This window comes from Chryseobacterium soldanellicola (genome assembly GCF_900100115.1).
Taxonomy (GTDB): Bacteria; Bacteroidota; Bacteroidia; order Flavobacteriales; family Weeksellaceae; genus Chryseobacterium; species Chryseobacterium soldanellicola.
The window spans coordinates 744,225-771,114 of the sequence record NZ_FNKL01000003.1; the positions used below are offsets into that span (position 1 = coordinate 744,225).

Below are 26,890 nucleotides of genomic sequence, written 5' to 3' on the forward strand. Positions count from 1 at the left end.
AATTTATTAAAATAGATAAATTATCCGCATATTTCTCATTTTGTAAAATAAGTAACTATCAATAATTTTATTTTTAATCTTAAATTTACGGCTATAAAGTTTTTTATAATGAACGCACAGGACATCAAAAATCACTGGGAAAAGGTGTATGAAACAAAAAATCCCGATCAGGTAAGCTGGACCCAGGAAAAACCGCAGGCGTCGCTGGATTTGATTTATTCTTTCGCACTGCCCAAAGATGCTAAAATCATTGACATTGGTAGTGGCGACAGCAATCTCGTGGATTTTTTACTTGATGAAGGTTTTGAAAATATTACCGTTCTCGATATTTCTAAAAAAGCATTGGAAAAGGCACAAAAAAGATTAGGAAAAAAAGCTGAAAAAGTAAAATGGATCGTTTCAGATATTACAGCATTTGAACCTGAAGAATCTTATGACTTATGGCATGACAGAGCCTCTTTTCATTTTTTGACAACATCCGGTCAAATTAAAAAATATGTTGATATTGCAGAAAAAAGCATTCATAAATATATGATTTTAGGCACTTTCTCTAAAAATGGTCCCACAAAATGCAGCGGCTTGGAAATCAGGCAATATGATGAGCAATTAATGAGAAAAGAGTTTGAGAAAAGTTTTCATCAAATAAATTGTATCACAGAAAATCATATAACACCTTTTAATACATTACAAAATTTTATTTTTTGCAGTTTTAAGAAAAAGTCATAAAAAAAGAGAGCTTTACACTCTCTTTTATATTTTATACTCAATTATTTTGAGCTTTCCTCTTCTTCCATTTCTACTTCATGTCTCAGCTGGGCTTTATACAGTGTTGAATAATATCCGTTTTTGTCTAAAAGCTCCAGATGTTTGCCTTCTTCAACGATTTTACCATGCTCCATTACGATAATTTTATCTGCTTTTTCAATGGTTGAAAGCCTGTGTGCAATAATAATGGATGTTCTGTTTTTGGTAATTTTTTCTGTTGCTCTCTGGATTAATTTTTCACTTTCATGATCGATAGAAGACGTTGCTTCATCTAAAATCAAGATCTTCGGATCAGATAAATAAGCTCTTAAAAATGATAATAATTGTCTTTGTCCCAGGGAAATTGATGAGCCTCTTTCACTGACAATATATTCATAACCGCCGGGAAGGCTTTCAATAAAATCATCGACTTCGATTTCGCGCGCGCCGGCTTTTATTTTTTCTAATGTTATGTCATCATCACCAAAGGCGAGATTTTCAAAAATACTGCCGTGGAACAGAAAAACATCCTGCAAAACGACACCGATATGGCTTCTTAAATTATATAGCTCATAATCTTTTAAATCAACATCATCGATGAGAATACTTCCGGAATTAATATCATAAAGCCTTGTAATCAAGCTGATAATCGTAGATTTGCCGGCTCCGGTTGCGCCGACGATTGCCACCGTCTCGCCAGGATTAACCTTAAAATCAATTCCTTTTAAAACTTCCTGCTTTTCATCGTATGCAAAATGAACATTTTTAAACTCAATTTTTCCGTCAAAGTGATCTTTTTGCACTTTTCCGGTATTTGACATCGCATAATCTTCATCCATTACACCAAGAACCCTTTCTGCACCTACAATTCCGCGCTGAATATTGTTAAATCTATCCGCAATCTGCCTCAAAGGACGAATCAGCATCGAAATATATTGAATGAATGCAATAACAACTCCGGCACTGATCGTGATATATCCACCGTAAAACAGGATAAAACCGATGAAAAGTGAAGAAATTAATTCAACAACCGGAAAAAACAGTGAGAAAATAAAAACGGTTCTTAATAAAGCGCCTTTCAATGTAATATTAATATCGTCAAAGTTCTTAAACTCAGCTTCCTGCCTGTTAAAAACCTGAATAATCGACATTCCCGCCAAACGTTCCTGCACAAATGAATTTTGATTTGCTGTCCAGGTTCTTTCATCTCCAAAAGCTGTTTTCAGCCTTTTCTGGAAAAACCTTGTAATAATCACCATTAACGGTAAAATAGCAAGTGTAATATAGCTCAGATGCACATTGGTATTAAACATCATCACGAGAACAAATAAAATTCTCAGGACATCCCCGAAAACCATCAGAAAACCGTCTGTATAAACCGTTGCAATGGTTTCTACATCACCAACAGCACGCGTTACGAGCTGCCCGATCGGGGTTTTATCAAAAAACGAGGTTTTAAAATAAATAAGCTTATTGTAAAGCCTTTCCCGTATATCTCTGATTACATTTTGAGAAATATAATTGGAGAAATATACCAGGAAAAAGTTTAAAACCGTTTCTGCAAACACCAAACCTACCAAAATGTAAATGTGCTTCATCATCAAGGCCTTATCTTTCAGCTTTGTGATATCGTTATCCACAACTTCCATTGTAAGATAAGGCCTGTAGGTAGAAACTATTGCCAGTATAATGGAGATTATCAGCGTAAGGATGAACCAGGAACGGAATTTCATTCCGATAAAGAACAGCCTCTTGATAATTCCCCAGGTATCTTGTTTTTTCATTGTACGAATTGAAGAAAAGAATTAAGTTAAAATTCTCTGCAAAAATAAGACTTTATAATTTCTCAGCCTTTACAACTTGATGAAATAGTAATAGAAAATTTCAGATAACTGTCATTTAAAAATATGATTAAGATGATGTCTGCAGATATTTCCGGTAATAATAATGGTAAAATTACAAGCTATTGTTGCGTTGTCTTGCTTTCATAATCAACTTGAATCCTGCAGCCAGAATTCCTGCAAAGATAAAAACATACCCTATCGGTATTAGGAAAAACAGAGGCTCGTGAAGAAAGCCGTCTTTGGTCATGGTTGATTTTGTCGCATCAAACATTTCCGAACCCATTTTCACTCCAAGGCAAAGAATACCCATGCCTAATAAAATTACGATCAAGTAATTCAGTTTTTTCATTTTTGTGTTGTTTTAGCTTACATTGCCAGCTAAAACTGTGCCAATTCAAGCTCTGTTACGCAGCCAATTCAAAACATATCCCGCTACTTCTTCCCAACCCTTTTCACCGGCAATGAAATGGCTTCTGCCTTCAAATTCTTTAAAATCAACTATGCTGTTTTTATCTTTATACGCGTTTGCGATTTTTCTTGAGAATGCAGCAGGGAAAATATGGTCATTAGAACCTGCAATAAATAATAACGGTGCGTGAGGTTTTTGTAAATCTAATTTTGCTGAAGATTTGAATAGCGGATCTTTTGCTAATTTTCTGCTTTCGGGCGCAGCAACGATTTCATATAACTTGTCACTTTCCTCTTTTGAATAATTGTTAAAAAATGCTTTATGATACCATTCTTTTGAGCCTAAAAACACGGTATTTCCTTTGAAGAAATTCACTACAGGCCAAACGATTTTCACGGTAGAAAAAGGAGCCATTACGTTTTTCGGAGGTGCGCCATCGATGCTTACTCCGGCAACGGCTTTTCCCATGTCAATTAATTTCTGAACCATCAATCCACCGAATGAATGTCCTATAATAATTGGTTTTTCAGGAAGGGTATCTATAAATCTTGATAAATAACTCACCACATCATCAAACCCAACATTTTTCAGATCAGATGGAATATTCTTTTTCAACTCTTTCGGATCTCCATGATGTCCCGGATTTGCGGGGGTGTGCACGGTGTAGCCCTGAGCTTCAAAATACGCTTTCCATTCTTTCCAGCTTGTATTGTTCACAAATAATCCATGAATTAATACGATAGTTTTTGTTTTCATAACCTTTTGTTTTTATATTGTTTTAAATTATGAGACAAAGTTGCAAAGATAAAATGAGGATAATTTTAACCAAGGTTAAAATCGTACTACTTCCCTGAAATTCTTTTTCTTATCCTGCTCAAAGACGGTCCCTGAATTCCCAGATACGAGGAAATATGGTACAACGGAACATTATTAAAAATATCAGGATGCTGTTTTATTAAATCTAAATACCGTTCTTCAGGAGACTTTAAAATAAATCCTTCGATTCTGCTCATCGTAACGTTGAAAGCTTCCTGCGCGAGAAGTCTTCCGAACTTTTCCCAACGGTGCGACTGATGATACAATGCCAGCAAATCTGTATAACGAATATAAATAATCGAAGCATCCGTTAAAGCCTGCGTATGGTAATCACAAGGAATCTGATTGATAAAACTTTTGAAAGAAACTACAAAACCATTGGTAGAATACAGGAAAACATTTTTCTCTTCTCCTGTTTTTTCATCAATCGTATAAGAACGGAAAACACCATCAACAATAAATCCGAAATAGGTACAAACCGTTCCGCGAAGATTGTAAAAATCTCCTTTTTTGTAATTTTTGGGCAACCAACAGTTTTCAGATAATTTAAAATCATCTTCCGTAAGACCTGCGAAATGACTGAGTGCAAAGGCTAGCTTTTCGATTTCATCCATGGTTTTAGTTTTTTATTTAAATAAAATGGTGACTTTGAAACATCAAGCCACCATTAATTATAATTCTTTATTTCCGATTTCTTCGATTTCTAAAGCCGGTTTTTTCAGGCTTTCTTTCTCGAATTTATTTTCAAGAAATTTATAAACTCCCCAAACCGCAACAATAGAAATAAGCCAGCTTACAAGATTTATTCCGGAAAAACCAATATAATCAGCATTTTCCAAGGATTCAGGATCAGTAATTCCTTTATACATACCATATCCGAACCCGAAAAACAATTGAGTTCCCAAATAAACTCCGATGGCAAAAAGACCGTAATGCCATTTTATCTTTCCAAATCTTTCTGCAAGTCCGGCATAATATCTATAAGCGCCTATCAAAATAAAAATTGACATCATAATGTTTTTTTTATATTATTAATTCAGAATAATCATCTCGTTTGTCATTCGTAGGAATTTAAGCAAAGATTTTATAATTTAATATCTAATAAATTCGTCTAGATTCCTACGGAATGACAAAAATAATGCTTTAATTTTAAGCCAAATTACTCAAATTCATATCCGACATCCACAAGATACAATCCATGTGCCGGTGCTGAAGTTCCTGCAGAATTACGGTTTTTGTTCTCAATCACTTTTCGTAAATCTTCAGGTTTTATTTTTCCTGCGCCTATTTCCACCATTGTTCCGACGATGGCTCTTACCATATTTCGCAAAAAACGATTTGCAGAAACGGTGAATTTCAGTTCACTCCCGTTTTGCTCCCATTCCGCTCTGTAGATTTTACAGAGATTGGTTTTGTTGTCGGTATGCAGTTTGGCAAAGCTTGTAAAATCTTCATATTCAAATAAAATTTTACAGGCTTCATTCATTTTATTAACATCTAAAGACCTTCTCCAATGTTGCCACGCAGATTCTTCTGTGAAAGGATTTTTTTCCAAAGAAATATAATATTCATACGTTCTGAAAGTAGCATCAAATCTTGCATGAAAATCTTCTTTCACCTGAAAAATTCTTTTGATTGAAATGTCAGGCGGAAGAAAGCTGTTTAGTCTGCGCGGAAAATCTTCATCCAATACCTTTTCAGTATCAAAATGGGCGAAAATTTTCTTGGCGTGGACTCCGGTGTCGGTTCTTCCCGCTCCTGTAGTTTTAATTTCTTCTCTTAAAATCGTGGAAAGCGCTTTTTCCAATTCTTCCTGTACGGAGATATCATTCGGCTGGATCTGATAACCGAAATAATTCTTACCGTTGTAGGAAAATTCAATAAAATACCTCAATGTAATAAAATAACTCTACAAAAATAATCTAATTTAATGATAATCAAGACTTCATTTTTCAAAATAAATGTTGAAAAGTCACTGTTAATTTTGCATAAAATCCCTCTAAAAATTCCTATTTTTGCAAACGTATGAAAAGATGGTACCTTTATCCTTTTTCCCTAGGTTATCACACGGTAACGGGTATCCGAAACACATTGTATGATCTGGGAATTTTTAAATCTACGAAATTCAAGACCCCGATAATCAACGTCGGAAACCTTTCTGTGGGCGGAAGCGGAAAATCGCCGATGGTGATGTATCTTGCTCAATATCTGTCTAAACATTACAGAACAGGAGTGCTTTCCCGAGGTTATGGGAGACTGACAAAAGGATACAACGTAACGAATTACGACAGCAACTACAAAACGGTGGGTGATGAAGCGATGCAGCTGTTTGAACGTTTCAAAAACCGTTTCGTGATCGCAGTTTCCGAGGAAAGAGTTCCCGGCGCCAAAAAAGTCATTGCCGATATGGATCTTGATGTTTTGGTGTTGGATGACGCGCTACAGCACAGAGCTATTAAAGCCGGATTCAATATTTTAATGACAGATTTTAATGATCCTTATTTTAAAGACCATCTTCTTCCTGCAGGAGATTTAAGAGAATCGAGAGCAGGATCAAAACGGGCAGACATTATCATGGTCAGCAAATGCCCTGATGAACTGACAGAGGAAACCAAACAATATTACATTTCGAGAATCAGACCGGATCGCACTCAGAAAGTTTTCTTTTCATCCATCGGATATGACGAAAATGTGTACGGAAGAGAAAAAATGCTTCCCGACAACAACCTGAATTATTATGATATTCTTTTAATTACAGGAATTGCCAATCCAAAACCGTTATTGACACATCTAGCGAAATTTTCACAGCGTGTCAAGCATTTAAAATTCAGGGATCACCATAATTTCACGGATGATGATATTAAAAAAATCATTGCTGAATATAAAAAACTCGGCGAATATAAATTAATCTTAACAACAGAAAAAGATTACGTACGTCTTAAAACTTTTGATTATCTTAGAGATATTGTTTACTACTGGCCGATCAATGTGATTATTGATAAAAAGGAAGAATTCAACCAAATCATCTTAGATTATGTTAGAAAAGCTTAAGGAAACAGCCGATTTCATTAAAAACATTATTCAGGATCAACCGGATTTTGCCATTGTTTTGGGTTCCGGGCTAGGAAAGCTACAGGATGAAGTTGAAGCCATTTATACTTTAGAATATAAAGATATTCCTAATTTTCCTCAGACCACTGTTGTCGGTCACGGCGGAAAATTAATTTACGGAATTCTGGAAGGCAGAAAAGTTTTGATGATGAGCGGGCGTTTTCATTATTATGAAGGTCATTCTATTGAAACTGTTGTTTTTCCAATCAGAGTTTTTCATCTCTTGGGAATTAAAAACCTGATTCTTTCTAACGCTTCCGGAGGTATTAATATGAATTATAAAATTGCAGATATTGTTGTTGTAAAAGATCACATCAATATGATGCCTGAGCATCCGCTTCGTGGCAAAAATATTGATGAATTGGGACCTCGCTTCGTTGATATGAGCGAGCCTTACAGCAAAAAAATGATTGAGCTTGCTGAAAAAATCTGTTCTGAAAATACTATTAAATTCCAACAGGGAACTTACGTTGCCTTACAAGGTCCAACTTTTGAAACTCCCGCAGAATACGGCATGATCAAAGCGATCGGCGGAGACATGGTCGGAATGAGTACCGTTCCGGAGGTAATTGTTGCCAAGCACATGCAAATGGATGTTTTCTGTATTTCAGTGATTACTGATCTTGGCGGTCCTGATGTTGCTTTTTCCGTTTCTCACGAAGAAGTTTTGAATGCTGCGAATAAAGCAATGCCAAATGTGATTACGCTTGTGAAAGGTTTGGTAAAGAATTATTCTTAAACATTCATAGAAATCTTCAATCTCTTAAATTTTTCTTAATTCATAAGAAACCAATCTTGAATTGCATTTCATTGTTTAGATTTGCAAAAATGAAATTGAAAAGAATGAAAAAGTTATTATTACTCTTCATGATCGGAATATTCGGATTGGGTTGTTCCCAGCAAACTCCGAAAGTCGTTAAAACAAGTTTTTCCAAAGAAGCTTTAGATCAAAAATTAGAAGATAAAGAAGGAAAAAGCATTACCATACAGCAAATTCTCGATCAGCATAAAGGCAAGGTTTTAGTGATTGATTTTTGGGCGGGCTGGTGCAGAGATTGTCTTAATGCTCTTCCAAAAGCTAAAGAATTAGAAGAAAATAACAAAAATATTGATTTTGTATTCCTTTCATTAGACCGGTCAAAGGAAGGATTTGACAGAAGTCTTGATAAATTTGAAATGAAGGATAAAGAAAATTACTGGTTCGCTTCCGGCTGGAAAAACGAATTCAATAATTACATCGATCTCAATTGGATCCCGAGATATATGGTGATCGATCAAAAATCTGCAATTGCAAAATATTACGCTATCACTCCGGAAGATCCTGAAATTCAAGCTACAATTGATAAGCTTTTGAAATAAATTTTAAACGCAAGGTTGTAAGGTGTTTTTCTTTATGAATATTTTCCGTTCAGAAATGGTCTTTCATTCAGCAATAATTTGATTTTAAAACTAATCCCTAAAATCTAAATTCTAAGCCCTAATAAAAAATACAGGAATCCATATCTTTGTGATATGGATTCTCCTTTTCCCATCCGCAAAATTATTCATGTTGATATGGATGCATTTTATGCTTCCGTGGAGCAGCATGACAATCCGGCATTGAAGGGAAAGCCAATTGCAGTGGGCGGTGAGCACAGAGGTGTTGTTTCTGCGGCAAGCTATGAAGCGAGAAAATTTGGAGTCCGTTCTGCGATGTCCAGCAAAATTGCAAAAGAAAAATGCCCGCAGCTTATATTTGTTCCGCCGCATTTTGCCCGTTATAAAGAAATTTCGAGAAAAATCCGGGAAATATTTTATGAATATACAGATTTGGTCGAGCCTTTGTCTTTAGATGAAGCCTATCTCGATGTTACCGAAAATAAAAAAGATATAGAATCTGCCAATCAGATTGCAAAGGAAATCCGGCAAAAAATATTTGAGCAAACAGGTTTAACGGCTTCTGCAGGAATTTCCGTGAATAAATTTTTAGCAAAAGTTGCTTCTGATATTAATAAACCAAATGGACAAAAAACCATTCATCCCGATAAAATTGAAAGTTTTTTAGAAGAATTGCCTGTTGAAAAATTTTACGGCGTAGGAAAAGTTACGGCTAACAAAATGTTTAGTTTAGGCATTTATAAAGGAAAAGATTTAAAAAAGCGCTCCATTGAAGATCTTACCAGATTGTTTGGAAAATCCGGGGGATATTATTATAATGTCGTCCGCGGAATTCACAATTCAGAAGTAAAACCTCACCGGATCCAAAAAAGCGTTGCCGTAGAAAGAACATTTTTTGAAGACCTTTCGGACGAACAGCAAATCAACGAAAAATTAGAAAGCCTAAGCCAGGAGCTTCATCAAAGGCTTCAGAAAAATAATATTCTCGGCCGCAGTTTAACCTTAAAAATTAAATACAAAGATTTTTCACTTTTCACAAGAAGTCTTACCAAAGAAGACTATTTTTCTTCACCCGAGCAGTACTTTAATACCGGAAAAAAGCTCTGGGAACTCCGACCATTCGATAAAGCCGTTCGCCTGCTGGGTTTATCGCTTTCACAACTTAATACGGAGGAGAAAAAACAGATTTCCGTTCAACTAAAAATCCCGTTTGAGGAATTTGATGATCAATAGTGAAAAATTTTCACTAAATTGTAAAGACCAAATTAAAAAATTTATGAACCAAACGATGATTCAATTTTTCCACTGGTATTCGCAAGGAGATGGAAAATTATGGCAAGAAGCAGAAAAACAGGCAAAATATTTATCACAATTAGGAATTACGGCAGTTTGGTTTCCGCCAGCCTATAAAGGGACTTCCGGCGGATATTCTATTGGCTATGACGCGTATGATCTGTTCGATCTCGGTGAGTTTGACCAAAAAGGAAGCATTCCCACAAAATACGGAACTAAAGATGATTATTTAAAAGCCATTAAAGCTTTAAAAAAAGAAAATATTCAGGTAATTGTGGATATTGTTTTAGGACATAAAGCCGGGGGCGATGAGCTGGAAACTTTTAAAGCCGTAAAAGTAGATGAAGAAAACCGTGAAAAAATAATTTCCGGCGAAATAGAAATTCAATCCTATACCAAATTTACATTTCCGGGCCGGGGGAAAAAATATTCTGATTTTGAATGGAATTTTACCTGCTTCAGCGGTGTTGATTACGCCGAAGGAATGGATTCTCATATTTTTAAAATCAAAAATGAATACGGAACCGAATGGGAAGAAATGATCGATGACGAAAAAGGAAATTACGATTATTTAATGTATAATGATATTGAACACCGTAATCCTCATGTGCGTGAAGAGCTGAATAACTGGGCAAAATGGTATTTTGACCAGACTGATTTTGACGGCGTAAGACTTGATGCCTTGAAACATATTTCCTTTGATTTCTATAAAGAATGGATTACGCTGATTCGCTCAAATTCAGGGAAAAATATTTTTGCTGTCGGCGAATATTGGGCTCCTGGATATTTAAATTTACTTCAAAAATATATTGAAGTCACTGAAGGCTGTATGAGCCTGTTTGACAGTTCATTACAAAATAATTTTCACAATGCATCCAAAGAAGGCGGTTCTTATGACTTAAGTAAAATTTTAGACGGAACACTTACGCAGGCAGATCCGCTTCATTCGGTAAGTCTCGTAGATAACCATGATACCCAGCCTTTACAGGATTTAGAAGCTCCTGTTGAGACTTGGTTTAAACCTTTAGCGTACGCATTAATTTTATTAAGGCAAGATGGCTATCCTTGTGTATTTTATCCCGATTTGTATGGTGCCCATTATGTTGATAAAGACAAAGAAGGCAACGACCAGGAAATATTTTTAGATAAAGTTGATGGTATTGAAGAACTGCTAAAAGCCAGAAAAGATCACGCATACGGCGAGCAAAAAGATTATTTTGAAGACGCAAATTGTATCGGCTGGGTACGTGAGGGAGATGATGAACATTCGGGATGCGCAGTCGTTTTGAGTAATAAAGATGCTTACGAAAAACCTATGGAAATAGGTGAAAAATATATCGGGAAAGTATTTTATGACCTGCTTGGCAGATTTGACGAAAAAGTAACGATCGATGAAAATGGATGGGGAAATTTCCCTGTTCCTGCAGGAAATGTAAGTGTTTGGGTTGCTGAATAAATATAAACACAAATATCACTAATGCTTTCACAAATGACACTATTATTTGTGGAAATTTAAATTGTGATATTTGTGTTTAAATCAAAACTAAATCTTTCGGAGTTCCAGCATTTCCGGTCTTTCTGAAGTATCGGAAATATTTCCTGTTCGCGCAAATTCTGCCCAGATTGAGCGGAGCTTTTTTCCATTTTCCTGAATATATTCCCATGGAACATCTTTTAGCAGCTCAGAAGATTCCCAGGCTGATTTATTTTCAAAAATAAAAGGTAAATCAATACAGTGAGACGCTCCGATAGGATTATTTTTTAAGGTTGAATGAATTTTAAACCTATAAATATTGCCTCCACCTTCTGCATAATTTTGAGCAAAAATATTGGCAGGCTTTTCATAGATGGATTCCGTTGTTTTTCGGACAATCTTATCGAGAATTGTATTATTTAAATAGGTGTAAAAACCTGTTTCTGCGGTTTTTACATAAAAAGCAGTTTCATCATGATTTAAGCCAATCAAAACATCATATTTTGAAGCATTTTCTCTCCATTTTTCAAGCGATTCTTCTTCTTTACATAATGGAGCATGGCCATATTGTAAGCAAAAAGGCATTGAAGTTTTTAAACCATATTTCAAGAATGACGGTAAAAATTTCACATAACTTTCTGTCATTTTCAAAGCCTCTTTTTCCTCTTTTAAAAATTCCGTTCTTTGAAAAAATTCAGCGGACATTTTTTGTCTTTTATGTCGGAAACCCAATGGTGCACTCTGAATAATCACACGGTGAAACAAATTCTCAGCTCCTTCAGAAATCATAAGATGTGCGATAGCATCGCCACCAGAAGATTGTCCGAAAAGCGTAATATTTTCATTGTTTCCTCCAAAACTATTTATGTTTTTCTTAATCCATTGTAAAGCTTCAATGATGTCGAATAAACCAAGATTGGCCGGCCTGTTTTCATTTCCGCCCAGAAATCCGAAAAGCCCTAGCCGATAGGAAACAGAGACCACAATAATATTTTGCTCCTTCACCCAAACTGAAGGATCGGAAGTCGGAAGATCACCACAGCCAATTTCGTAAGAACCGCCGTGAATCCAGACTACAACGGGTAATTTTTCATGTTCGTTATAATTTTCGGGGCGTGTTACGGTTAGAAATTGAGTAGATTCTTCTGCCTCAAATTTTTCAAGATCAGTTTTTCCGATTAATCTCTCTAAAAGCGGACTGATATTTTGCGGACAAACGGGTGTTTTATCTAAAATTTCTTCAGACTCTGCGGATTTTAATGGAATTGGTTTTTTAAACCTTTCAGATCTGGCATACCGGATACTTTTAGCTTTGATAACGCCATTATCTTTTAATGCTAAAATTTTTCCAAAAGGTGTGTGAAAAGTATGTGTCCTTATATTTTGCCGTGTTGTCATTCAAAACAGAATAAATGTTCACATTAAATTTAGTGATTTTTGAATTTATTAAACACAAATTTCAAAATTTTAAGCACGAATATTCACAAATACAGTAAATATCAATATTATGAAAATATTTGTGTTATTCATATTTAAAGACAATCTAAAAACTTAGTTTAGAGCTTTATACTCACTTGGGGAAACACCGACTTTAGTTTTGAACAGGCGCGTAAAATGCTGTGGATACCTGAAGCCCAGATCATAAGAAATTTCACTGATGGATTTTTCGGGATTAAAAATCTGTTCTTTTGCGACATCGATCAATTTATTATGAATGAATTCCTGTGCTGAAATTCCCAATTCTTTTTTAATAATGTCTCCAAAATAATTTGCCGAAAGATTGAGTTGTTCGGCAAAATAATTGACCATCGGGAAACCAAGATTCTTAGGCTTTTCAGATTTTAAATATTCATCCAAAAGATTTTCAAACTTACCGATAACTCCCTGATTAACATGATCTCTTGTAATGAACTGTCGATCGTAAAAACGCATACAGTAATTTAAAAACAACTCGATATTGTTAACAATTAATGACTTGCTGTGCTTGTCAATGGCTTGCCCAAGTTCGTGTTTGATATTTTTAAAACATTCTAAAATAATCTCTCTTTCCTTTTCTGAAAGGTGTAAAGCTTCATGCACTTCATAAGAGAAAAAGTTGTAATCTTTTATATTTTTACCAAGATTAGTCCCTTTTATTAGATCAGGATGAAATATCAATGCAAAACCTGCAGGCTGAATAAATTTTCCTTCATTATAAATCCCGTAGGTTTGTCCGGGAGCAATAAAAACCAATGTACCTTCCTGATAATCATAGCTGTTTTTACCATATTGCATATCTCCACACATGACATCTTTCAGGAAAACCGTATAAAAACCAAAAGTTCTTCTAAACTGACAAATAGGATCAGATTTTGAAAAATCAATTACACTCACCAATGGATGTAATGTCTCGTGATTCGCCATTTTATTATATTCTGAAACGCTATTATAAACTTCAATCTCCTGATTTTGCATGAAATACCTTTTTAAACTTATTCAAAATTACCACTTTCTTCCGTACCTTTTATGCTGTCGGTAAAATTGGTAAATCATTCCGTAATTTATATAAGTGCTGCTAATTTAAAAGTATCGACTTTTGCATTGTTATGGAAACATTTAATACAAACATTTTTCCAAAAGGAGAAAAAGCTCCCTCTGAATATTTTTCAGGCGGAACTGCATGGATACAGATTTTAAAGCCTAATGCAGATGAACTGAACTGCCAGATCGGGAACGTAATTTTTGAACCACGCTGCAGAAATAACTGGCATTCTCATGGCGGCGGACAGATTTTAATTGTAACTTCAGGAACAGGATTTTATCAGGAAAAAGGTAAGCCTGCTCAAATTTTGAAAGCGGGAGATGTCGTGAATATACCTCCTGATATTATTCACTGGCATGGTGCAAGTCCGGATAGTGAGTTTATCCATATTGCTATTAATCCCAATACTCAAAACGGTATTGTAGAATGGCTGGAACCGGTAACTGACGAAGAATATAACAACTTATCAATTTAAACTAATACTTAATTAAAAAGCAAATGAACACATTTACAGTAAAAGCTTTCGGAGCAGAGTCGGCAACGGCAGACTTAAAAGAAATGAATATTGAGAGAAGAGAAACAACGCCCAAAGACGTAGAAATTGAAATTCTATATTGCGGAGTTTGCCATTCTGATCTTCACACGGCACGCAATGACTGGGGCGGAGCAATGTATCCTGCAGTTCCTGGGCACGAAATTGTTGGGAGAATTACAAAAATCGGTGACGAGGTAACAAAATTCAAAGTCGGTGATTTGGCGGCAGTAGGTTGTATGGTTGATTCTTGCGGACATTGTGAAAGCTGTAAGCATGATTTAGAGCAATATTGTTTAAACGGATTTACAGGAACTTACAACGGAAAAGACGTGCATCTGGGAGGTCACACTTTTGGTGGTTATTCTCAAAAAGTAGTTGTAACGGAAGGTTTTGTTTTAAAAGTGCCTGAAAACTTAGATTTAGCCGCAGTTGCACCACTTCTTTGCGCAGGTATTACAACCTGGTCACCGTTGAGACACTGGAACGTTGGTCCAAATTCTAAAGTGGCGGTTGTAGGTCTTGGAGGTTTAGGACATATGGCGATCAAATTAGCAAAAGGTTTGGGGGCTGAAGTAACTTTATTCTCAAGAACTCCGGGAAAAACTGAAGACGCAAAACAGTTAGGTGCCGATCACGTAGTTATTTCTACAGACGATGCTCAAATGGAATCCGTAAAAGGAAAATATGATTTAATTATCGACACCGTTCCTTATGTACATGATGTAAATCCTTATGTATCAACATTAAATATCAACGGAACTTTAGTTGTCGTAGGATATTTAGGAGGTTTGGAACCAATTTTACAGACAGTTCCGATGATCATGGGAAGAAGATCTGTGGCTGGTTCTGTAATCGGTGGTATCGCTGAAACTCAGGAAATGCTGGACTTCTGTGGAGAGCACAATATTGTTTCAGAAATTGAATTAATTAAAATGCAGGATATCAACGAAGCGTACGAAAGAATGCTGAAAAGCGACGTGAGATACCGTTTCGTGATTGATATGCAATCTTTATAATTCTCGTTTATTTTTAATAAAGGCTCTTCATTTTGGGGAGTCTTTTTTATTTTCTGCTTTTTATTTGCAATTATACTTTCCTTCCATATCTTTAAATGCCCATTCTGCCATTGAATGGATGACGGGAATTAATCCTTTTCCGCCTTCGCTTAATTCATAAGTTACATGTGGCGGAACAACCGCTTTTGCCGTTCTTATGACTAATCCGTCGTTTTCCAATTGTTTTAAATGCTGAATTAACATTTTTTCTGTTACCGCCGGAATAGCTCGTTTCAATTCGCTGTATCGTTTATCACCATTCGAAAGATGATATAAAATAATGGGTTTCCAGAATCCGCCGATTTTTTCCATGACGTAAGTTACGGGACAGGAATCCAGTGCATATTTCTTATTCTGCTGAATCGTAGAGCTTTCTTTAATTGCTGTCATAATACATACTTTAGGGTAAGTACTTGTATAAAAGTAAGTACAAATATAACTTTGTTCTCAGAAATAAAAAAATATTTATTATGAAAATTGTAATCACAGGTTCATTAGGAAATGTAGCAAAACCATTAGCTCAACAGTTAATCAACGAAGGACATGATATTACCGTAATCAGCAGCAACGAATCTAAAAAAAGTGAAATTGAAACTTTAGGTGCAAAAGCAGCAATCGGTTCGATTACAGATTTAGATTTTTTAGTTAATACTTTTAACGGAGCGGATGTTGCATTTTTAATGACACCTCCGAATATGGGACCTGAAAATGTTGTTGAAAACACCATTAATGCAGGAAAAAATTATGCAGAAGCTATCCAGCAAACAGGATTGAAAAGAGTTGTCATGCTGAGCAGTATCGGCGCTGATTCTCCCGTTGAAAATGGTCCGATCAAAGGTCTTCATTTCATTGAGAAATTCTACAATGCGCTGGAAAATACTTCTGTAACTTTTCTTAGAGCAGGATATTTTTATATTAATTTCTTTAATGACATTCCGATGATTAAAAATGCCGGAATTATTGGCGGAAATTATCCCGGAGATGTAAAAATTCCTTTAGTCCATCCCGTTGATATTGCCAAAGCTGCTGCAGAAGAATTGGTGAAACATTCTGAAGCCAAAAATGTAAGGTATATTGTAAGTGATATCCGCCCGGCCTCAGATCTTGCAAAAGTTTTCGGTTCTGCAATTGGAAAACCTGAATTACCGTGGATTGAATTTAAGGATGAAGATTCTCTAAACGGAATGCTTCAGGCTGGTCTTCCACAGGAAATGGCTGAATTATACACCGAAATGGGATTAGGTTTGAGAAAAGGCATTGTTCAAAAGGATTTTATTGAACATGGTTCTCCAGTTGATGGTGAGGTTAAATTAGAGGATTTTGCGAAGGAGTTTTCGGATAAATTTAATTCTTGATTTTTCAATTCAAAAGTTTCGGCGAGCCAAAGGCTCGCCGAAACTTTTGATTATTTTATTGATAGATAGGGTTTCACCCTATCCTCTTATAAGTCGTCCCTTCGGGACTCCAAGTTTATTTTTTTTTCAATGTTTTTTTCAATACTTTTAATTTTCCGTCAATCGGCTGATCAATTTTTAAGCCTAAAATTTCAGCAACCAGAGGATAAACATTCACATTTGCAAATTCATCGATCACTAAATTATTTTTGAATTCTGGTCCCCAAGCGAAGAATGTTGCTTTCATTTCAGGAACTAATTTTGGATTGTAACCATGTTTTCCGATTGAAGTAGATTTTCCTTTTGGCAAAAATACTTTTGGAGCTTTTGGAATCAAAAGAATCTGTCCTATTCTGTTATATTGATCATCTTTCGTCGCAAAATGAAGATATTTAGGCAACTTCTTATCCAAATACACTTCATAATCATCAGTTTTATTGGCTTTTAATTCCTTGTAAACAGCTTTAACTTCCGTAGGATTTTTTACATAAATTCTTAACAAAGTTTGAGAATTATAAATATCAAATTTATCCTTATCTAAAAGCATTGCAGGAATTTCCAAAGGATTTCCTCCATCAACTTTTATCATTCCATGATCTGAAACGAAGACAAAATTTACATTTTTCAACCCTAAATTATTCACTTTCTGAACCAAATCTCCAATTGCTTTATCAATCAAATGAACGGCATCTTCCGTTTCTTTACTTTCCGGCCCGAAATGGTGACCGCTTCCATCAACTTCCGGGAAATATAATGAAATAAAATGCGGTCTTTTATCCATCGGTAATTTCAGCCAATTGATGGCTTTATCTACTTTCTCAGTCGGCGAAAATTTTTCATGATAAGGGTAATAATACGTCGGCCTTTTTCCTCCCGCATCACTTGCAGAGCCTACCCACATTAAAGAAGCCGAAATCATTCCCTGTTTTTCAGCTAAATCCCAAAGTGGAGTTCCACCATACCAGCTTCCGTCTTCTGCATTCTTTTTATCACTCATCGCATAAGCTTCCTTTCTTTTATAATCGTAAAAATAATTATCGATCAAACCATGATGAGAAGGATACAATCCTGTAATCAAACTCCAGTGATTAGGAAAAGTGATACTCGGATAACTTGGAATCATTGCCTTTGCCTGAACGCCTTCATTTGAGAATTTCAAAAGATTTTCGGCATTATATTTTTTTGCATAATCATAACGAAAACCATCTGTAGAAATCATGATCACATAAGGCTTTGTCTGCGCATCAACACTATTATATCTATTGGGAATAATAACCTGAGCCGTATCTGCATTTTCTTTTTGGGCAAAAACCGTTAACGAAAAAATCAGCAGTACAAATTGCAATCCTTGCTTCATTATAAAATTTTTATTAAAGTTACAACCTGTAAATCTTACAGGAAAGTTTTCGGGATTAAAAAAAGTTTAAATGTATTTTCTAGAATTAATTTAACACGACGAGTTTTGTCGTACTACTTAAATAGTTTTGTAGAAAATTAAAAGAATGATAAAATTTACATTAAATATTTTTAATATTTATTCTAGTGAAGTAAAAAAAGTATTTTTGCAACAAAAATTTAAGTAAAACATTAATAAACAATAATCCATGCAAAAACTCTATATAGGTGTATTTTTCTTATGCACTTTCTTCAATCTATCAGCTCAGGAAGTGGTCTGGCAGAAAGACATCAAATCCAGTACCCAGGATTTTCTTTCACAGGTAACTACCACCATTGACGGACAATATTTAATCACAGGAAGCTCAATCCAATCTAAAAAACTATCAACTGACAGTAAGCAGAATAATGGCTACGATTTCCATTTGGTAAAACTCAATCAGCAGGGTGAAGAAGTCTGGGAGAAATATTTCTCAGGACAAAACCATGATTTTCTCTCTGCTACGGTAAATACCCAGGAAGGAGGATTTTTGATCTCAGGAACGTCATTTTCGTGTAAATCTTTAGATAAAAAAGAGGATTCCAAAGGAGGTTCAGACATTTGGCTTATCAGAATCAATGAATTTGGAGATGAATTATGGCAGAAAACAATCGGCGGAACTTCAGATGAAGAAGCAAGATCTGTCATTCAGACCACAGATCTAGGATTTTTTGTAGCCGGAAATGTTCAGAATTCTGCTAAAGGTTATGGTTCCAAGGATGTTTTAATTGTAAAATTAGATAAAAACGGAGGCATAGCCTCTCAAATTGTATTGGGAGGAAAAGGTTTGGATGAAGTTGAGAAAATGATTCCCACAAAAGATGGCGGGGCTTTACTCGGCGTTTATTCAAGAAGCAGCGCTAATGGTTCCAAGAAAACGGAAAACTTTGGTGAAGGCGATTACTGGATCATTAAGATTTCAAAAGACGGAAAAGTTGAATGGGAAAAGAATTTTGGTGGAAAAGGTGATGATCATTTAAGAACTTTAGCTTTAACATCAACCGGATTTTTAATTGGTGGCGAAAGTCGCTCAGAAAGATCAGGAAATAAAACCGTTGGAATAGAAGAAGGAACTGATTTATGGCTGATTTCACTCAATGAAAGAGGCGAAGAAATCTGGCAGAAATCTTACAATTTTAAAAATCGTGATGTGTTGATGGGAATGAGCGTTATCAATCAGAGCCAGGAACAAAGAGATAAGAATAAAGATATTACAACAGGAATTTTGTTAGGCGGTTACACTCAAGCGGAAGGAAGAATAGAGAATGACGATGAGACTTTCTGGATGTTGTATTTGGACGAAAACGGAAATGAACAGTGGAGAAAGCACGTCAAAGGAGAATCAAGGAAGAAGGAAGAGAGATTATCTGATATTAAATTAAACAGAGATGGTTCGATCATTTTAGCGGGAACGAGCGCAGAAGAGCTCGGAAAAGAGAACTGGAAGATCGTAAAGCTGGGCGATAAACAAATTGATCAGCTGATCGTAAAACAGGATATTAAGATCTATCCGAATCCTGTTTCAGATTACGCGTATGTAGAAATCGGTTTTGATTTTAAGGATGCTGAAATCATTTTGTATGATATGGGAGGAAGACAATTGCAAAGTTTAAAAACGAAGAATAAAGTGACCAAGGTGAATACCCAGAATTTGATTCAGGGAGCGTATTTGATTACCATAAAAACTGATACGAACAAAACTGCTAACGCGAAACTCATTAAGAAATGAAACTTACTAAACTAAGAAATATATTTTTACTAAGTGCAATAATTGCAAATATGCAACTATTAGCTCAAGGACCTACTGATCCTGTTCAAATGAAATCACCACAATCATATGCCTTCGAGAAATATGGTAATGTTCCTGTTAATTTATACACAGGTGCGATCGATTTAAAAATCCCTGTTGCTAATATTGGTGGTGGAGAAGCAGACATTTCTACTACCTTAGTCTATGACTCTTCGGGATTTATTCCGCATAAGAAATCTGACGCTGCAGGTGTTAACTGGTCGCTGATTGCAGGAGGAAGAATTACTAGAAAAATGAATATAATTCCGGATGAATATGTAGGAGCTCCCACTGGTACTGGAAGTGGGAATCCTTATGGCCAATCCACAGATCTTCACGGATTTTTAACAGGTGTAAGAGCAAACTCTTCTTCAAATACGGCAGCATATAATGTAAGCGGAACGGGAACAGGACATACAGATGGACACGAATGGCTTATGGGATCTACACCAAATTATTACGAAGGTGAGCCAGATGAGTTTAACTTCAATGCGATGGGGCTTTCAGGAAAATTTATGATTGGAAATGATGGTAATGTTGTTGTAGAATCAAGCGATCCTAACATTAAGATTGATCTTTCTCAAATGGCTTTGTATGGCAGTCAGGGGTTTTGTGAGCCTCCTGTGTCTATAATTACTGTAACTGATGGAAAAGGTAATAAGTATATATTTGGCGGAGATCTTTCCAAGTATGAGATATCATATTCATATACAATAGAACCTGACTATCCAAACGATGGCTATACTGGGCACCCAATGATCAGCTCATTTAGTTTGGCTAAAGTTATTTTAGCCAATAAGAAAGAAATTACTTTTAACTATGAGGAAGGGACATTTTTTCACGATACATTCTGCCTTCTAAACAACTGGACAAATCTACGTGACAATAGTGTGCTATTTTCAATGGATAGCTACATTCAAGATCTTCAAAGACCTAATGATCCACCTGCATGTCCTAGTGGCTGCGACAATCCCGCTGTTATAGGTTCAATCGCTAATTCTCCATCAAAAAAAGCCACATTTTCAATGTTAAAGAAGTCGGTATTGAAATCAATAAAATACCAAGATGATGAAATTAGAATTAATTACCTTGATACCGGTTATCCAATTATACATTATACATTAAGTCCATTTTACCTTAATAGGTCCTTTAATGAATGGGTAATAGGTAGTGTAGAGACGTATCATAAAAATATAAGAATCTCTAAACAGGATTTTACCTACGATCATTTAGGAGGGACATTTAAGAGGCCATTTTTGAAATCGATAGAAAATGCTGACAGTAATCAAACTTATAAATTTGAATATTATAATACTGATAATCTACCCGCCTATTATACAAAAGGAATTGATCATTGGGGGTATTGGAATGGTCTCGACAATAATGTAAGTCTATCTCCATTCGATACTTATACATCTTACGGAGATTACACATTAAATAATACTTTTAGAGATCCTAATGCTCAAAAATATAATGTAGCATTATTAAGCAAAGTTACTTATCCAACGAAAGGGATCAACACTTTTGAATATGAACCACAAGTATATTCAAAAAGAATAGAAAGAATAGCTTCCACTGCTTTTCTTCCGACACTTACAAATAATGGAGGATTGGCTGGTGGTGCAAGAATAAAAAGAATATCTAGCCGTACTGAGAACGGTGTACTTTATTCAGACAAAGAATATAAGTATACAACCACATTAAATGGTTCTCTGAGTTCTGGAATTCTAATGACCTGGCCTAGATACTTTTATTATATACAAATGTTGGATGGAGGTGTTTTTAGAGACCTTCTTATAAGAGCAAGTTCAAATGTTCAAGTGAGTAGTCTAGATAGTTATAATGTGGGATATTCAAAAGTTTTTGAAATTGAAAATGGGAAAGGCTATATACAAAACGAATTTTCAACTTATGAGACACATCCTGATTTGATTACTCCAGATGCCTACAATTATACACAATCCACAGGTGGATTTACAAATATTGTCCCAATAAATCTTTATGCAAATTTAAAAAATATGTATGGAATAGATAAGAGTATTTTAAGAGGAAGACCCTTATCTCAAAAATATTTTTCTCAGACAGATTTAGTAAACCCTATTAAAAAAGTGGACTACGAATATTATGATAATATGGAATATAATCCCAATAATTCTGCGGATAACAATAATTATGTTTCAATTAATCATTCATCTGGTGTTTGGACTCAGGCATATAGAAGATATATGAATTCATCACCAACAAAAAAAATAACAACAACAGAATACTTAGGCAATGCTCAAATTATAACAAATTCTGAAAATATATATGACAGTCCACGACATCTTAATTTAAGTAAAACAAATGTAATTTCACCTAATAATTCTGTAGTCCAAACTAACTATAGCTACGCTCCAGATGGCAGCCCGCTTATTACTGCAAACATGGTAGGAATTCCGCTTCAAACAGAAGTTAAAAAGGATGGCAAAACGGTTTCTAAAGTGGAAACCAAATATGAAAATTCATCTCCGGCTGAACTTTTCCCAAGCTCTACAGTTTCTTATGACATACAAAATCCAAGTACTGGCTATACTGATTTGATTTATGATAAATATGACAATAAAGGCAATCTGCAACAGTATACAACTAAAGATGGTGTATCAACAACAATCATCTGGGGTTACAATCAGACGCAGCCGATTGCAAAAATAGCAGGTGCAAAACTTTCGGATATTCAGCAATCATTAATTGATGCCATTGTCAATGCTTCAACACTAGATAATGCTGCAGCTCCTTCAAATGATGAGACATCTTTTCTTTTAATATTAGATAATTTCAGAAAAGAATCAAGCTTATCCAATTATCAGATTACAACTTATACTTACGATCCCTTGATTGGAGTAAGAAGCGTCACACCACCAAGTGGAATCAGGGAAACTTATTTGTACGATACAGCCAATAGATTAAAACAGATAATTGATATTAATGGCAAAATACTAAAGGAGTACAAGTATAATTATAGCTCTTCTAATAATTCTCTATACTTCAATTCTGCAGTAAGCAAAATATTTAGAAATACAAATTGTGGAAGCAATGCTGTAGGTACACCTATAACATATACAGTACCTGCTAATCAATATTCATCAACTATAAGTCAAGCTGATGCTGATTCCCAAGCAGAGACTGATCTTAATATTAACGGACAAAATTTGGCAAATACAAGCAGTACCTGTGTTTCCTTAAACTGTCCTGTTACTTTTAATTCTTCTTTAGATATATCAGGTACCAGTAGTGTTTACGCTATAAATTCTGAAGGGAAATTTGTATTAACTCTTTCATTTACGACAGGGCCAAATTCTACGACTCTACCTTGGGATGGGGATCCTGGGGTAAAAATCGCTACTATTAATGGAAATTGCAGACCTTCGGACACTATATTCGGTGGTACTCATCAAGCAGGCGGTAATTTAACAGTATGGTGGTCTGTGCGACCAAACGGGGACATCTATATTGACAATACTCCTGCTCCTGATAACAATAGCTCACAGACTTGGGTGCTGGAAATACCTTTTTATTAAACAGTCTTTGGAAAAACATATGGCAAATTTGTTATCTAAATACGAATATCAAATTTCAGTTACTACAATGAAAAAAATACTAATCTTAATCAACTCCTTGTTTGTTTTTGGCATTGCAAATGCTCAGGCAAGCAACACAGAGAATTATATACAAAGCCGTACTTACTTAGAGCCGGTAACCATTTCAAGTTCAACGGCTAAGCAGTTAGAAACGATACAGTACATCGACGGCTTGGGAAATTCCAAACAGATTGTTAATGTAAAAGCCAGTCCTACCGGAAAAGACTTGGTTACCACGATTCCTTACGATGGATTTGGAAGACAGGTAGACTCCTGGCTTCCGGCACCAATGACTACATTAAACGGGGGCATCCAATCGGCAGTTGATGCAGCTGCCCAAACATATCATAACGATAACAGACCTTTCACCCATCAGAACATTGAAAACTCGCCGCTGGACAGAGTTTTGTCACAAGCGCAGACGGGAACTGCATGGCAGACACATCCCGTTAATTTTGATTATTCAACGAATGTTGATGGTGAAGTAAAAAAGTATATAGCTACATTCGATTACGCAACATTTACATCAAATCTCGTTACTGGTACCCCTTATGGTAACAATCAGCTTTATAAAAACAGCGTTACTGATGAAGACGGTAATCAAACGATAGAGTTCAAAAATGGGCAGGGACAAACGATTCTAGTGAGAAAGATGCTAAATACCACAGAAAGTGCCGATACTTATTATATTTACAATGATTATGATCAGCTGGCTTATGTTATTCCTCCCAATGCAGCCGATGCTCTTAAAAACTTAGGATCGGGAGTTACCATTTCTGCTACCGATCCCATTTTAACAGGTTTATGTTATCAATATAAATATGATGGGAAAAATCGTTTAGTCGAGAAAAAGCTTCCGGGAAAAGGCTGGGAACAAATCATATACAATAAGAGAGGTCAGGTAGTGTATTATCGCGATGCCAATCTTAAAATAGGAATAAATGGTTTTGTTGGAGACGAAGCCTGGACCTTTACAAAGTATGATAAATTTGGAAGACCCGTTTATACCGGAATTTGCAGAGATGGAACTCCACGACAGACTATCCAAAGTGCTGTCGACGGGCAGTCTATAGATTATGAAGTAAGAGGTGGTACTTTAACCATGAACGGAATGACCATTGAATATGGTAATTCCACCTATCCTGTTTCTATAGATAAAATTACTTCCGTAAATTATTATGATACATACCCGGCTGGATCACCAGCGATACCGTCTTCAATTTTAGGACAGACCCTTTTATCTCAGGATGCACAAAACTCTTCAATAAGCACCAAGAGTTTGCCCACAGCTTCTTATGTAAAGAATATTGAAGATGACAACTGGACAAAGAATTACTCTTACTATGATACTAAGGGAAGGGTAATCGGAACGCATTCTATCAATCATTTGGGAGGCTACACTAAAAATGAATCCGAACTAGATTTTGCGGGAGTAATTAAAAAAACAATTACAAGACACAAAAGGTTAAATACAGACACAGAAAAAGTTATTACTGAGAACTTTGAGTATGATAATCAAAACAGATTGTTAGTTCATAAACATCAGGTAGATAATAATACTGAAGAAATTTTAACTCAAAATAAATATAATGAACTATCTCAGCTAGAATCAAAAAAAGTTGGAGGGACAAATGTCGCCACTCCACTTCAAAGTATAGATTATGCCTACAATATCAGAGGTTGGATGACTAAAATCAATGATCCTGCCAATCTGACTAATGGAAAGCTGTTTGGATATGAAATGAGATATCAAAATCCATTAACAGATCTATGGATGCCAAAGTATAATGGAAATATTTCTGAGATAGACTGGAAAACTTCTCAAGATGGAATACAAAGAAGATATGTTTATATGTATGATTCTATTAATCGTCTTACTGGAGGATTTTATTTAGAACCAAATTCCTCCATTATATGGGCAGGATATTACAGTGAATACTCTCATTATGATTTAAATGGAAATATTACTCAATTAACCAGAATGGGAAAAGCCGATTCACAAACAACGGCTTCAGTTATTGATGATCTTACCTATGTTTACACAGGAAATAAATTGACTTCTGTTTCTGATACATCACAAAATCCCTCAAGCTATCCGTTAGGTGGAAACACTATATCTTATGATAACAATGGTAATATGACGAGTCATATGGATAAAGAAATCAATGAGATAGATTATAATTTTTTAAACCTTCCTTCCACTATAAAAACAAGACCAGGAACAAAAACAGCTATTACTAACCAATATATTTACAGGGCTGATGGAGTAAAAGTTTCCAAATCAAGAAGAACGAGTTCAATACAAGCTCCTACGATATTGTATTTAGACGGGTTTCAGTATTCAATATCTGATGGTCAACTTGCAGGAACAGAGTTGCAATTTGTACCAACTGCAGAAGGATATTATGATTTCCAACAAAATAAGTATATTTACAATTATGTTGACCATTTAGGAAATGTACGATTGAGTTACACAAAAAGTGGTTCAGGAACAGAGATCATTGAAGAAAACAATTATTATCCCTTTGGTTTAAAACATGAAGGATATAACACTCTATCCGGAAATTCTAAATACAATTACAAATATAATGGTAAAGAGTTACAGGAAACAGGGATGTATGATTATGGTGCGAGATTTTATATGCCGGATCTTGGTAGATGGGGCGTTGTGGATCCAATGGCGGAAAAATCGAGAAGATGGTCGCCATATAATTACGTATTTAATAATCCTTTGAGATTTATAGACCCCGATGGTAGAAAGCCTAATGATATTATTTTTAATTTCTTTGATGTTTCTTCAGGGCAATACAGAGAATATGCAAGAATTAAATCTGAAAAATATGATATGAATGTTAATATTTCCGCTCCGTATCCTGTTCAAGGCATATCTTTAGCTCCAGATGACTCTCAGAGAAAAACTTACGGAGACTATAGAGGGATTTCAGGACAATATCAATTTGATGAATTAGCTTCAGCTCATGGAAATCCAGATGCTATTTCAGTGGGATTAGGAGCTAATCTCGCATTGGGAAAAGGTTTTGGTGCTGGTGCTAGCGTAGCGTTGATGATGAAAGGAATAGACCAAGGAAAAGCGGGATTATATGCTACAGGAAATTCACTAGAGGGTGCTGAAGCATCAGTTGGAATTCAGGTAAGTTTTATGTATTCTGATATTTCTTTGAGCCAGTTTAACTTGAAAACATTGGAAGGCTACGGAGAAGGCGCGCAACTTGGTGTAGGACCTGTTGGAGCATCAAAATTCGAAAGTTATAGTGGAGAATATAAATATACTTGGAATTATGAAAATTATTATATTCCTAAAAGAACATTTGTTAAAGATCAATTGCTCTATCATGGCTACAGTTATGGCTTGGGAGTTGGTCCTGAAGATGTTTCGGCATCCTCATCAACATTCACAGGAGATACTAAGTATTTAATGGAGTTGACTAATTTAATTAAACCAAAATAATTACAAC

General features: G+C 35.4%; 22 protein-coding genes. 12 read left to right on the plus strand and 10 right to left on the minus strand.

The genetic code is table 11. The features are described from left to right. Nucleotides 1-108 precede the first annotated feature (108 nt). Entirely contained in the window at nucleotides 109-726 is a 618-nt protein-coding gene (locus BLT04_RS12885; RefSeq protein ID WP_089756201.1) for a class I SAM-dependent methyltransferase, read from the plus strand. A 41-nt stretch (nucleotides 727-767) separates the two neighbouring features. Here the strand turns inward: BLT04_RS12885 and BLT04_RS12890 are convergent, their stop codons facing one another. The 6 genes from BLT04_RS12890 to truA form a co-directional block, all read right to left on the minus strand. After that, on the minus strand, nucleotides 768-2,528 hold the full coding sequence (locus tag BLT04_RS12890; RefSeq protein ID WP_089756202.1) for an ABC transporter ATP-binding protein: 1,761 nt from the start codon (nucleotides 2,526-2,528) through the stop codon (nucleotides 768-770). Between the two features lie 172 nt (nucleotides 2,529-2,700). After that, nucleotides 2,701-2,937 (minus strand): DUF3955 domain-containing protein, encoded by a 237-nt coding sequence (locus BLT04_RS12895; protein ID WP_089756203.1) that lies wholly within the window; start codon nucleotides 2,935-2,937, stop codon nucleotides 2,701-2,703. A 45-nt stretch (nucleotides 2,938-2,982) separates the two neighbouring features. Continuing rightward, the gene (locus BLT04_RS12900) at nucleotides 2,983-3,753 is read right to left on the minus strand and encodes an alpha/beta hydrolase (RefSeq protein ID WP_089756204.1); all 771 of its coding nucleotides are present in this window, start codon (nucleotides 3,751-3,753) and stop codon (nucleotides 2,983-2,985) included. A gap of 86 nt (nucleotides 3,754-3,839) precedes the next feature. Continuing rightward, nucleotides 3,840-4,427, minus strand: a complete 588-nt coding sequence (locus BLT04_RS12905) for a Crp/Fnr family transcriptional regulator (protein WP_089756205.1) — start codon at nucleotides 4,425-4,427, stop codon at nucleotides 3,840-3,842. Nucleotides 4,428-4,484: 57 nt separating this feature from the next. Then, nucleotides 4,485-4,826 carry a hypothetical protein gene (locus BLT04_RS12910; protein WP_089756206.1) on the minus strand — a complete coding sequence of 114 codons (342 nt, stop codon included), beginning with the start codon at nucleotides 4,824-4,826 and terminating at the stop codon, nucleotides 4,485-4,487. 146 nt (nucleotides 4,827-4,972) lie between these two features. Then, nucleotides 4,973-5,707: a tRNA pseudouridine(38-40) synthase TruA gene (truA, locus tag BLT04_RS12915; RefSeq protein WP_089756207.1), complete on the minus strand. Its 735-nt coding sequence runs from the start codon at nucleotides 5,705-5,707 to the stop codon at nucleotides 4,973-4,975. 131 nt (nucleotides 5,708-5,838) lie between these two features. Here truA and lpxK point away from each other — a divergent pair, with 131 nt between their 5' ends. From lpxK to BLT04_RS12940, 5 genes are all read left to right on the plus strand, one after another. Further along, entirely contained in the window at nucleotides 5,839-6,864 is a 1,026-nt protein-coding gene (lpxK, locus tag BLT04_RS12920; RefSeq protein ID WP_089756208.1) for a tetraacyldisaccharide 4'-kinase, read from the plus strand. After that, nucleotides 6,848-7,663, plus strand: a complete 816-nt coding sequence (locus BLT04_RS12925) for a purine-nucleoside phosphorylase (RefSeq protein ID WP_089756209.1) — start codon at nucleotides 6,848-6,850, stop codon at nucleotides 7,661-7,663. The genes lpxK and BLT04_RS12925 overlap by 17 nt, the downstream gene beginning before the upstream one ends. 104 nt (nucleotides 7,664-7,767) lie before the next feature. Further along, entirely contained in the window at nucleotides 7,768-8,283 is a 516-nt protein-coding gene (locus BLT04_RS12930; protein WP_089756438.1) for a TlpA family protein disulfide reductase, read from the plus strand. A gap of 153 nt (nucleotides 8,284-8,436) precedes the next feature. Beyond that, nucleotides 8,437-9,534 (plus strand): DNA polymerase IV, encoded by a 1,098-nt coding sequence (dinB, locus tag BLT04_RS12935; protein WP_089756210.1) that lies wholly within the window; start codon nucleotides 8,437-8,439, stop codon nucleotides 9,532-9,534. Nucleotides 9,535-9,577: 43 nt separating this feature from the next. Next, nucleotides 9,578-11,050, plus strand: coding sequence for an alpha-amylase (locus BLT04_RS12940; RefSeq protein ID WP_089756439.1), 1,473 nt, complete (start codon nucleotides 9,578-9,580; stop codon nucleotides 11,048-11,050). A gap of 87 nt (nucleotides 11,051-11,137) precedes the next feature. Here the strand turns inward: BLT04_RS12940 and BLT04_RS12945 are convergent, their stop codons facing one another. Continuing rightward, complete coding sequence (locus BLT04_RS12945) at nucleotides 11,138-12,466, minus strand: carboxylesterase family protein (RefSeq protein WP_089756211.1); 1,329 nt, start codon at nucleotides 12,464-12,466, stop codon at nucleotides 11,138-11,140. Nucleotides 12,467-12,619: 153 nt separating this feature from the next. After that, the gene (locus BLT04_RS12950; protein WP_089756212.1) at nucleotides 12,620-13,522 is read right to left on the minus strand and encodes a helix-turn-helix domain-containing protein; all 903 of its coding nucleotides are present in this window, start codon (nucleotides 13,520-13,522) and stop codon (nucleotides 12,620-12,622) included. A gap of 131 nt (nucleotides 13,523-13,653) precedes the next feature. On the opposite strand from BLT04_RS12950, the gene BLT04_RS12955 reads away from it, so the two are divergent. Beyond that, complete coding sequence (locus BLT04_RS12955; protein WP_089756213.1) at nucleotides 13,654-14,064, plus strand: cupin domain-containing protein; 411 nt, start codon at nucleotides 13,654-13,656, stop codon at nucleotides 14,062-14,064. 23 nt (nucleotides 14,065-14,087) lie between these two features. Beyond that, a complete protein-coding gene (locus BLT04_RS12960; RefSeq protein WP_089756214.1) occupies nucleotides 14,088-15,140 on the plus strand; it encodes an NAD(P)-dependent alcohol dehydrogenase in 1,053 nt (350 codons plus the stop codon). A gap of 60 nt (nucleotides 15,141-15,200) precedes the next feature. Here the strand turns inward: BLT04_RS12960 and BLT04_RS12965 are convergent, their stop codons facing one another. Next, entirely contained in the window at nucleotides 15,201-15,569 is a 369-nt protein-coding gene (locus BLT04_RS12965) for a winged helix-turn-helix transcriptional regulator (RefSeq protein ID WP_089756215.1), read from the minus strand. An 80-nt stretch (nucleotides 15,570-15,649) separates the two neighbouring features. Between BLT04_RS12965 and BLT04_RS12970 the strand changes: the two genes are divergently transcribed. Next, a complete protein-coding gene (locus tag BLT04_RS12970; protein WP_089756216.1) occupies nucleotides 15,650-16,534 on the plus strand; it encodes an NmrA family NAD(P)-binding protein in 885 nt (294 codons plus the stop codon). Between the two features lie 115 nt (nucleotides 16,535-16,649). Here the strand turns inward: BLT04_RS12970 and BLT04_RS12975 are convergent, their stop codons facing one another. Further along, nucleotides 16,650-17,930 carry an alkaline phosphatase family protein gene (locus tag BLT04_RS12975; protein WP_089756217.1) on the minus strand — a complete coding sequence of 427 codons (1,281 nt, stop codon included), beginning with the start codon at nucleotides 17,928-17,930 and terminating at the stop codon, nucleotides 16,650-16,652. Between the two features lie 247 nt (nucleotides 17,931-18,177). On the opposite strand from BLT04_RS12975, the gene BLT04_RS12980 reads away from it, so the two are divergent. From BLT04_RS12980 to BLT04_RS12990, 3 genes are all read left to right on the plus strand, one after another. Beyond that, complete coding sequence (locus BLT04_RS12980; protein WP_089756218.1) at nucleotides 18,178-19,737, plus strand: T9SS type A sorting domain-containing protein; 1,560 nt, start codon at nucleotides 18,178-18,180, stop codon at nucleotides 19,735-19,737. Next, nucleotides 19,734-23,354: a DUF5977 domain-containing protein gene (locus BLT04_RS12985; protein WP_089756219.1), complete on the plus strand. Its 3,621-nt coding sequence runs from the start codon at nucleotides 19,734-19,736 to the stop codon at nucleotides 23,352-23,354. The genes BLT04_RS12980 and BLT04_RS12985 overlap by 4 nt, the downstream gene beginning before the upstream one ends. A gap of 67 nt (nucleotides 23,355-23,421) precedes the next feature. Further along, on the plus strand, nucleotides 23,422-26,883 hold the full coding sequence (locus BLT04_RS12990) for a DUF6443 domain-containing protein (RefSeq protein ID WP_089756440.1): 3,462 nt from the start codon (nucleotides 23,422-23,424) through the stop codon (nucleotides 26,881-26,883). Nucleotides 26,884-26,890: the final 7 nt, after the last annotated feature.

Excerpts from the sequence above, each read along its gene's own strand:
- BLT04_RS12975 (WP_089756217.1), bottom strand. The coding sequence starts at position 17,930 with ATGAAGCAAGGATTGCAATTTGTACTGCTGATTTTTTCGTTAACGGTT.
- BLT04_RS12965 (WP_089756215.1), bottom strand. The coding sequence starts at position 15,569 with ATGACAGCAATTAAAGAAAGCTCTACGATTCAGCAGAATAAGAAATAT.
- BLT04_RS12905 (WP_089756205.1), bottom strand. The coding sequence starts at position 4,427 with ATGGATGAAATCGAAAAGCTAGCCTTTGCACTCAGTCATTTCGCAGGT.
- BLT04_RS12900 (WP_089756204.1), bottom strand. The coding sequence starts at position 3,753 with ATGAAAACAAAAACTATCGTATTAATTCATGGATTATTTGTGAACAAT.
- BLT04_RS12940 (WP_089756439.1), top strand. The coding sequence starts at position 9,578 with ATGAACCAAACGATGATTCAATTTTTCCACTGGTATTCGCAAGGAGAT.
- BLT04_RS12955 (WP_089756213.1), top strand. The coding sequence starts at position 13,654 with ATGGAAACATTTAATACAAACATTTTTCCAAAAGGAGAAAAAGCTCCC.
- BLT04_RS12910 (WP_089756206.1), bottom strand. The coding sequence starts at position 4,826 with ATGATGTCAATTTTTATTTTGATAGGCGCTTATAGATATTATGCCGGA.
- lpxK (WP_089756208.1), top strand. The coding sequence starts at position 5,839 with ATGAAAAGATGGTACCTTTATCCTTTTTCCCTAGGTTATCACACGGTA.
- BLT04_RS12985 (WP_089756219.1), top strand. The coding sequence starts at position 19,734 with ATGAAACTTACTAAACTAAGAAATATATTTTTACTAAGTGCAATAATT.
- BLT04_RS12895 (WP_089756203.1), bottom strand. The coding sequence starts at position 2,937 with ATGAAAAAACTGAATTACTTGATCGTAATTTTATTAGGCATGGGTATT.
- BLT04_RS12885 (WP_089756201.1), top strand. The coding sequence starts at position 109 with ATGAACGCACAGGACATCAAAAATCACTGGGAAAAGGTGTATGAAACA.
- BLT04_RS12950 (WP_089756212.1), bottom strand. The coding sequence starts at position 13,522 with ATGCAAAATCAGGAGATTGAAGTTTATAATAGCGTTTCAGAATATAAT.
- BLT04_RS12990 (WP_089756440.1), top strand. The coding sequence starts at position 23,422 with ATGAAAAAAATACTAATCTTAATCAACTCCTTGTTTGTTTTTGGCATT.
- BLT04_RS12960 (WP_089756214.1), top strand. The coding sequence starts at position 14,088 with ATGAACACATTTACAGTAAAAGCTTTCGGAGCAGAGTCGGCAACGGCA.
- BLT04_RS12945 (WP_089756211.1), bottom strand. The coding sequence starts at position 12,466 with ATGACAACACGGCAAAATATAAGGACACATACTTTTCACACACCTTTT.
- BLT04_RS12890 (WP_089756202.1), bottom strand. The coding sequence starts at position 2,528 with ATGAAAAAACAAGATACCTGGGGAATTATCAAGAGGCTGTTCTTTATC.
- dinB (WP_089756210.1), top strand. The coding sequence starts at position 8,437 with ATGGATTCTCCTTTTCCCATCCGCAAAATTATTCATGTTGATATGGAT.
- BLT04_RS12980 (WP_089756218.1), top strand. The coding sequence starts at position 18,178 with ATGCAAAAACTCTATATAGGTGTATTTTTCTTATGCACTTTCTTCAAT.
- BLT04_RS12930 (WP_089756438.1), top strand. The coding sequence starts at position 7,768 with ATGAAAAAGTTATTATTACTCTTCATGATCGGAATATTCGGATTGGGT.
- BLT04_RS12970 (WP_089756216.1), top strand. The coding sequence starts at position 15,650 with ATGAAAATTGTAATCACAGGTTCATTAGGAAATGTAGCAAAACCATTA.
- BLT04_RS12925 (WP_089756209.1), top strand. The coding sequence starts at position 6,848 with ATGTTAGAAAAGCTTAAGGAAACAGCCGATTTCATTAAAAACATTATT.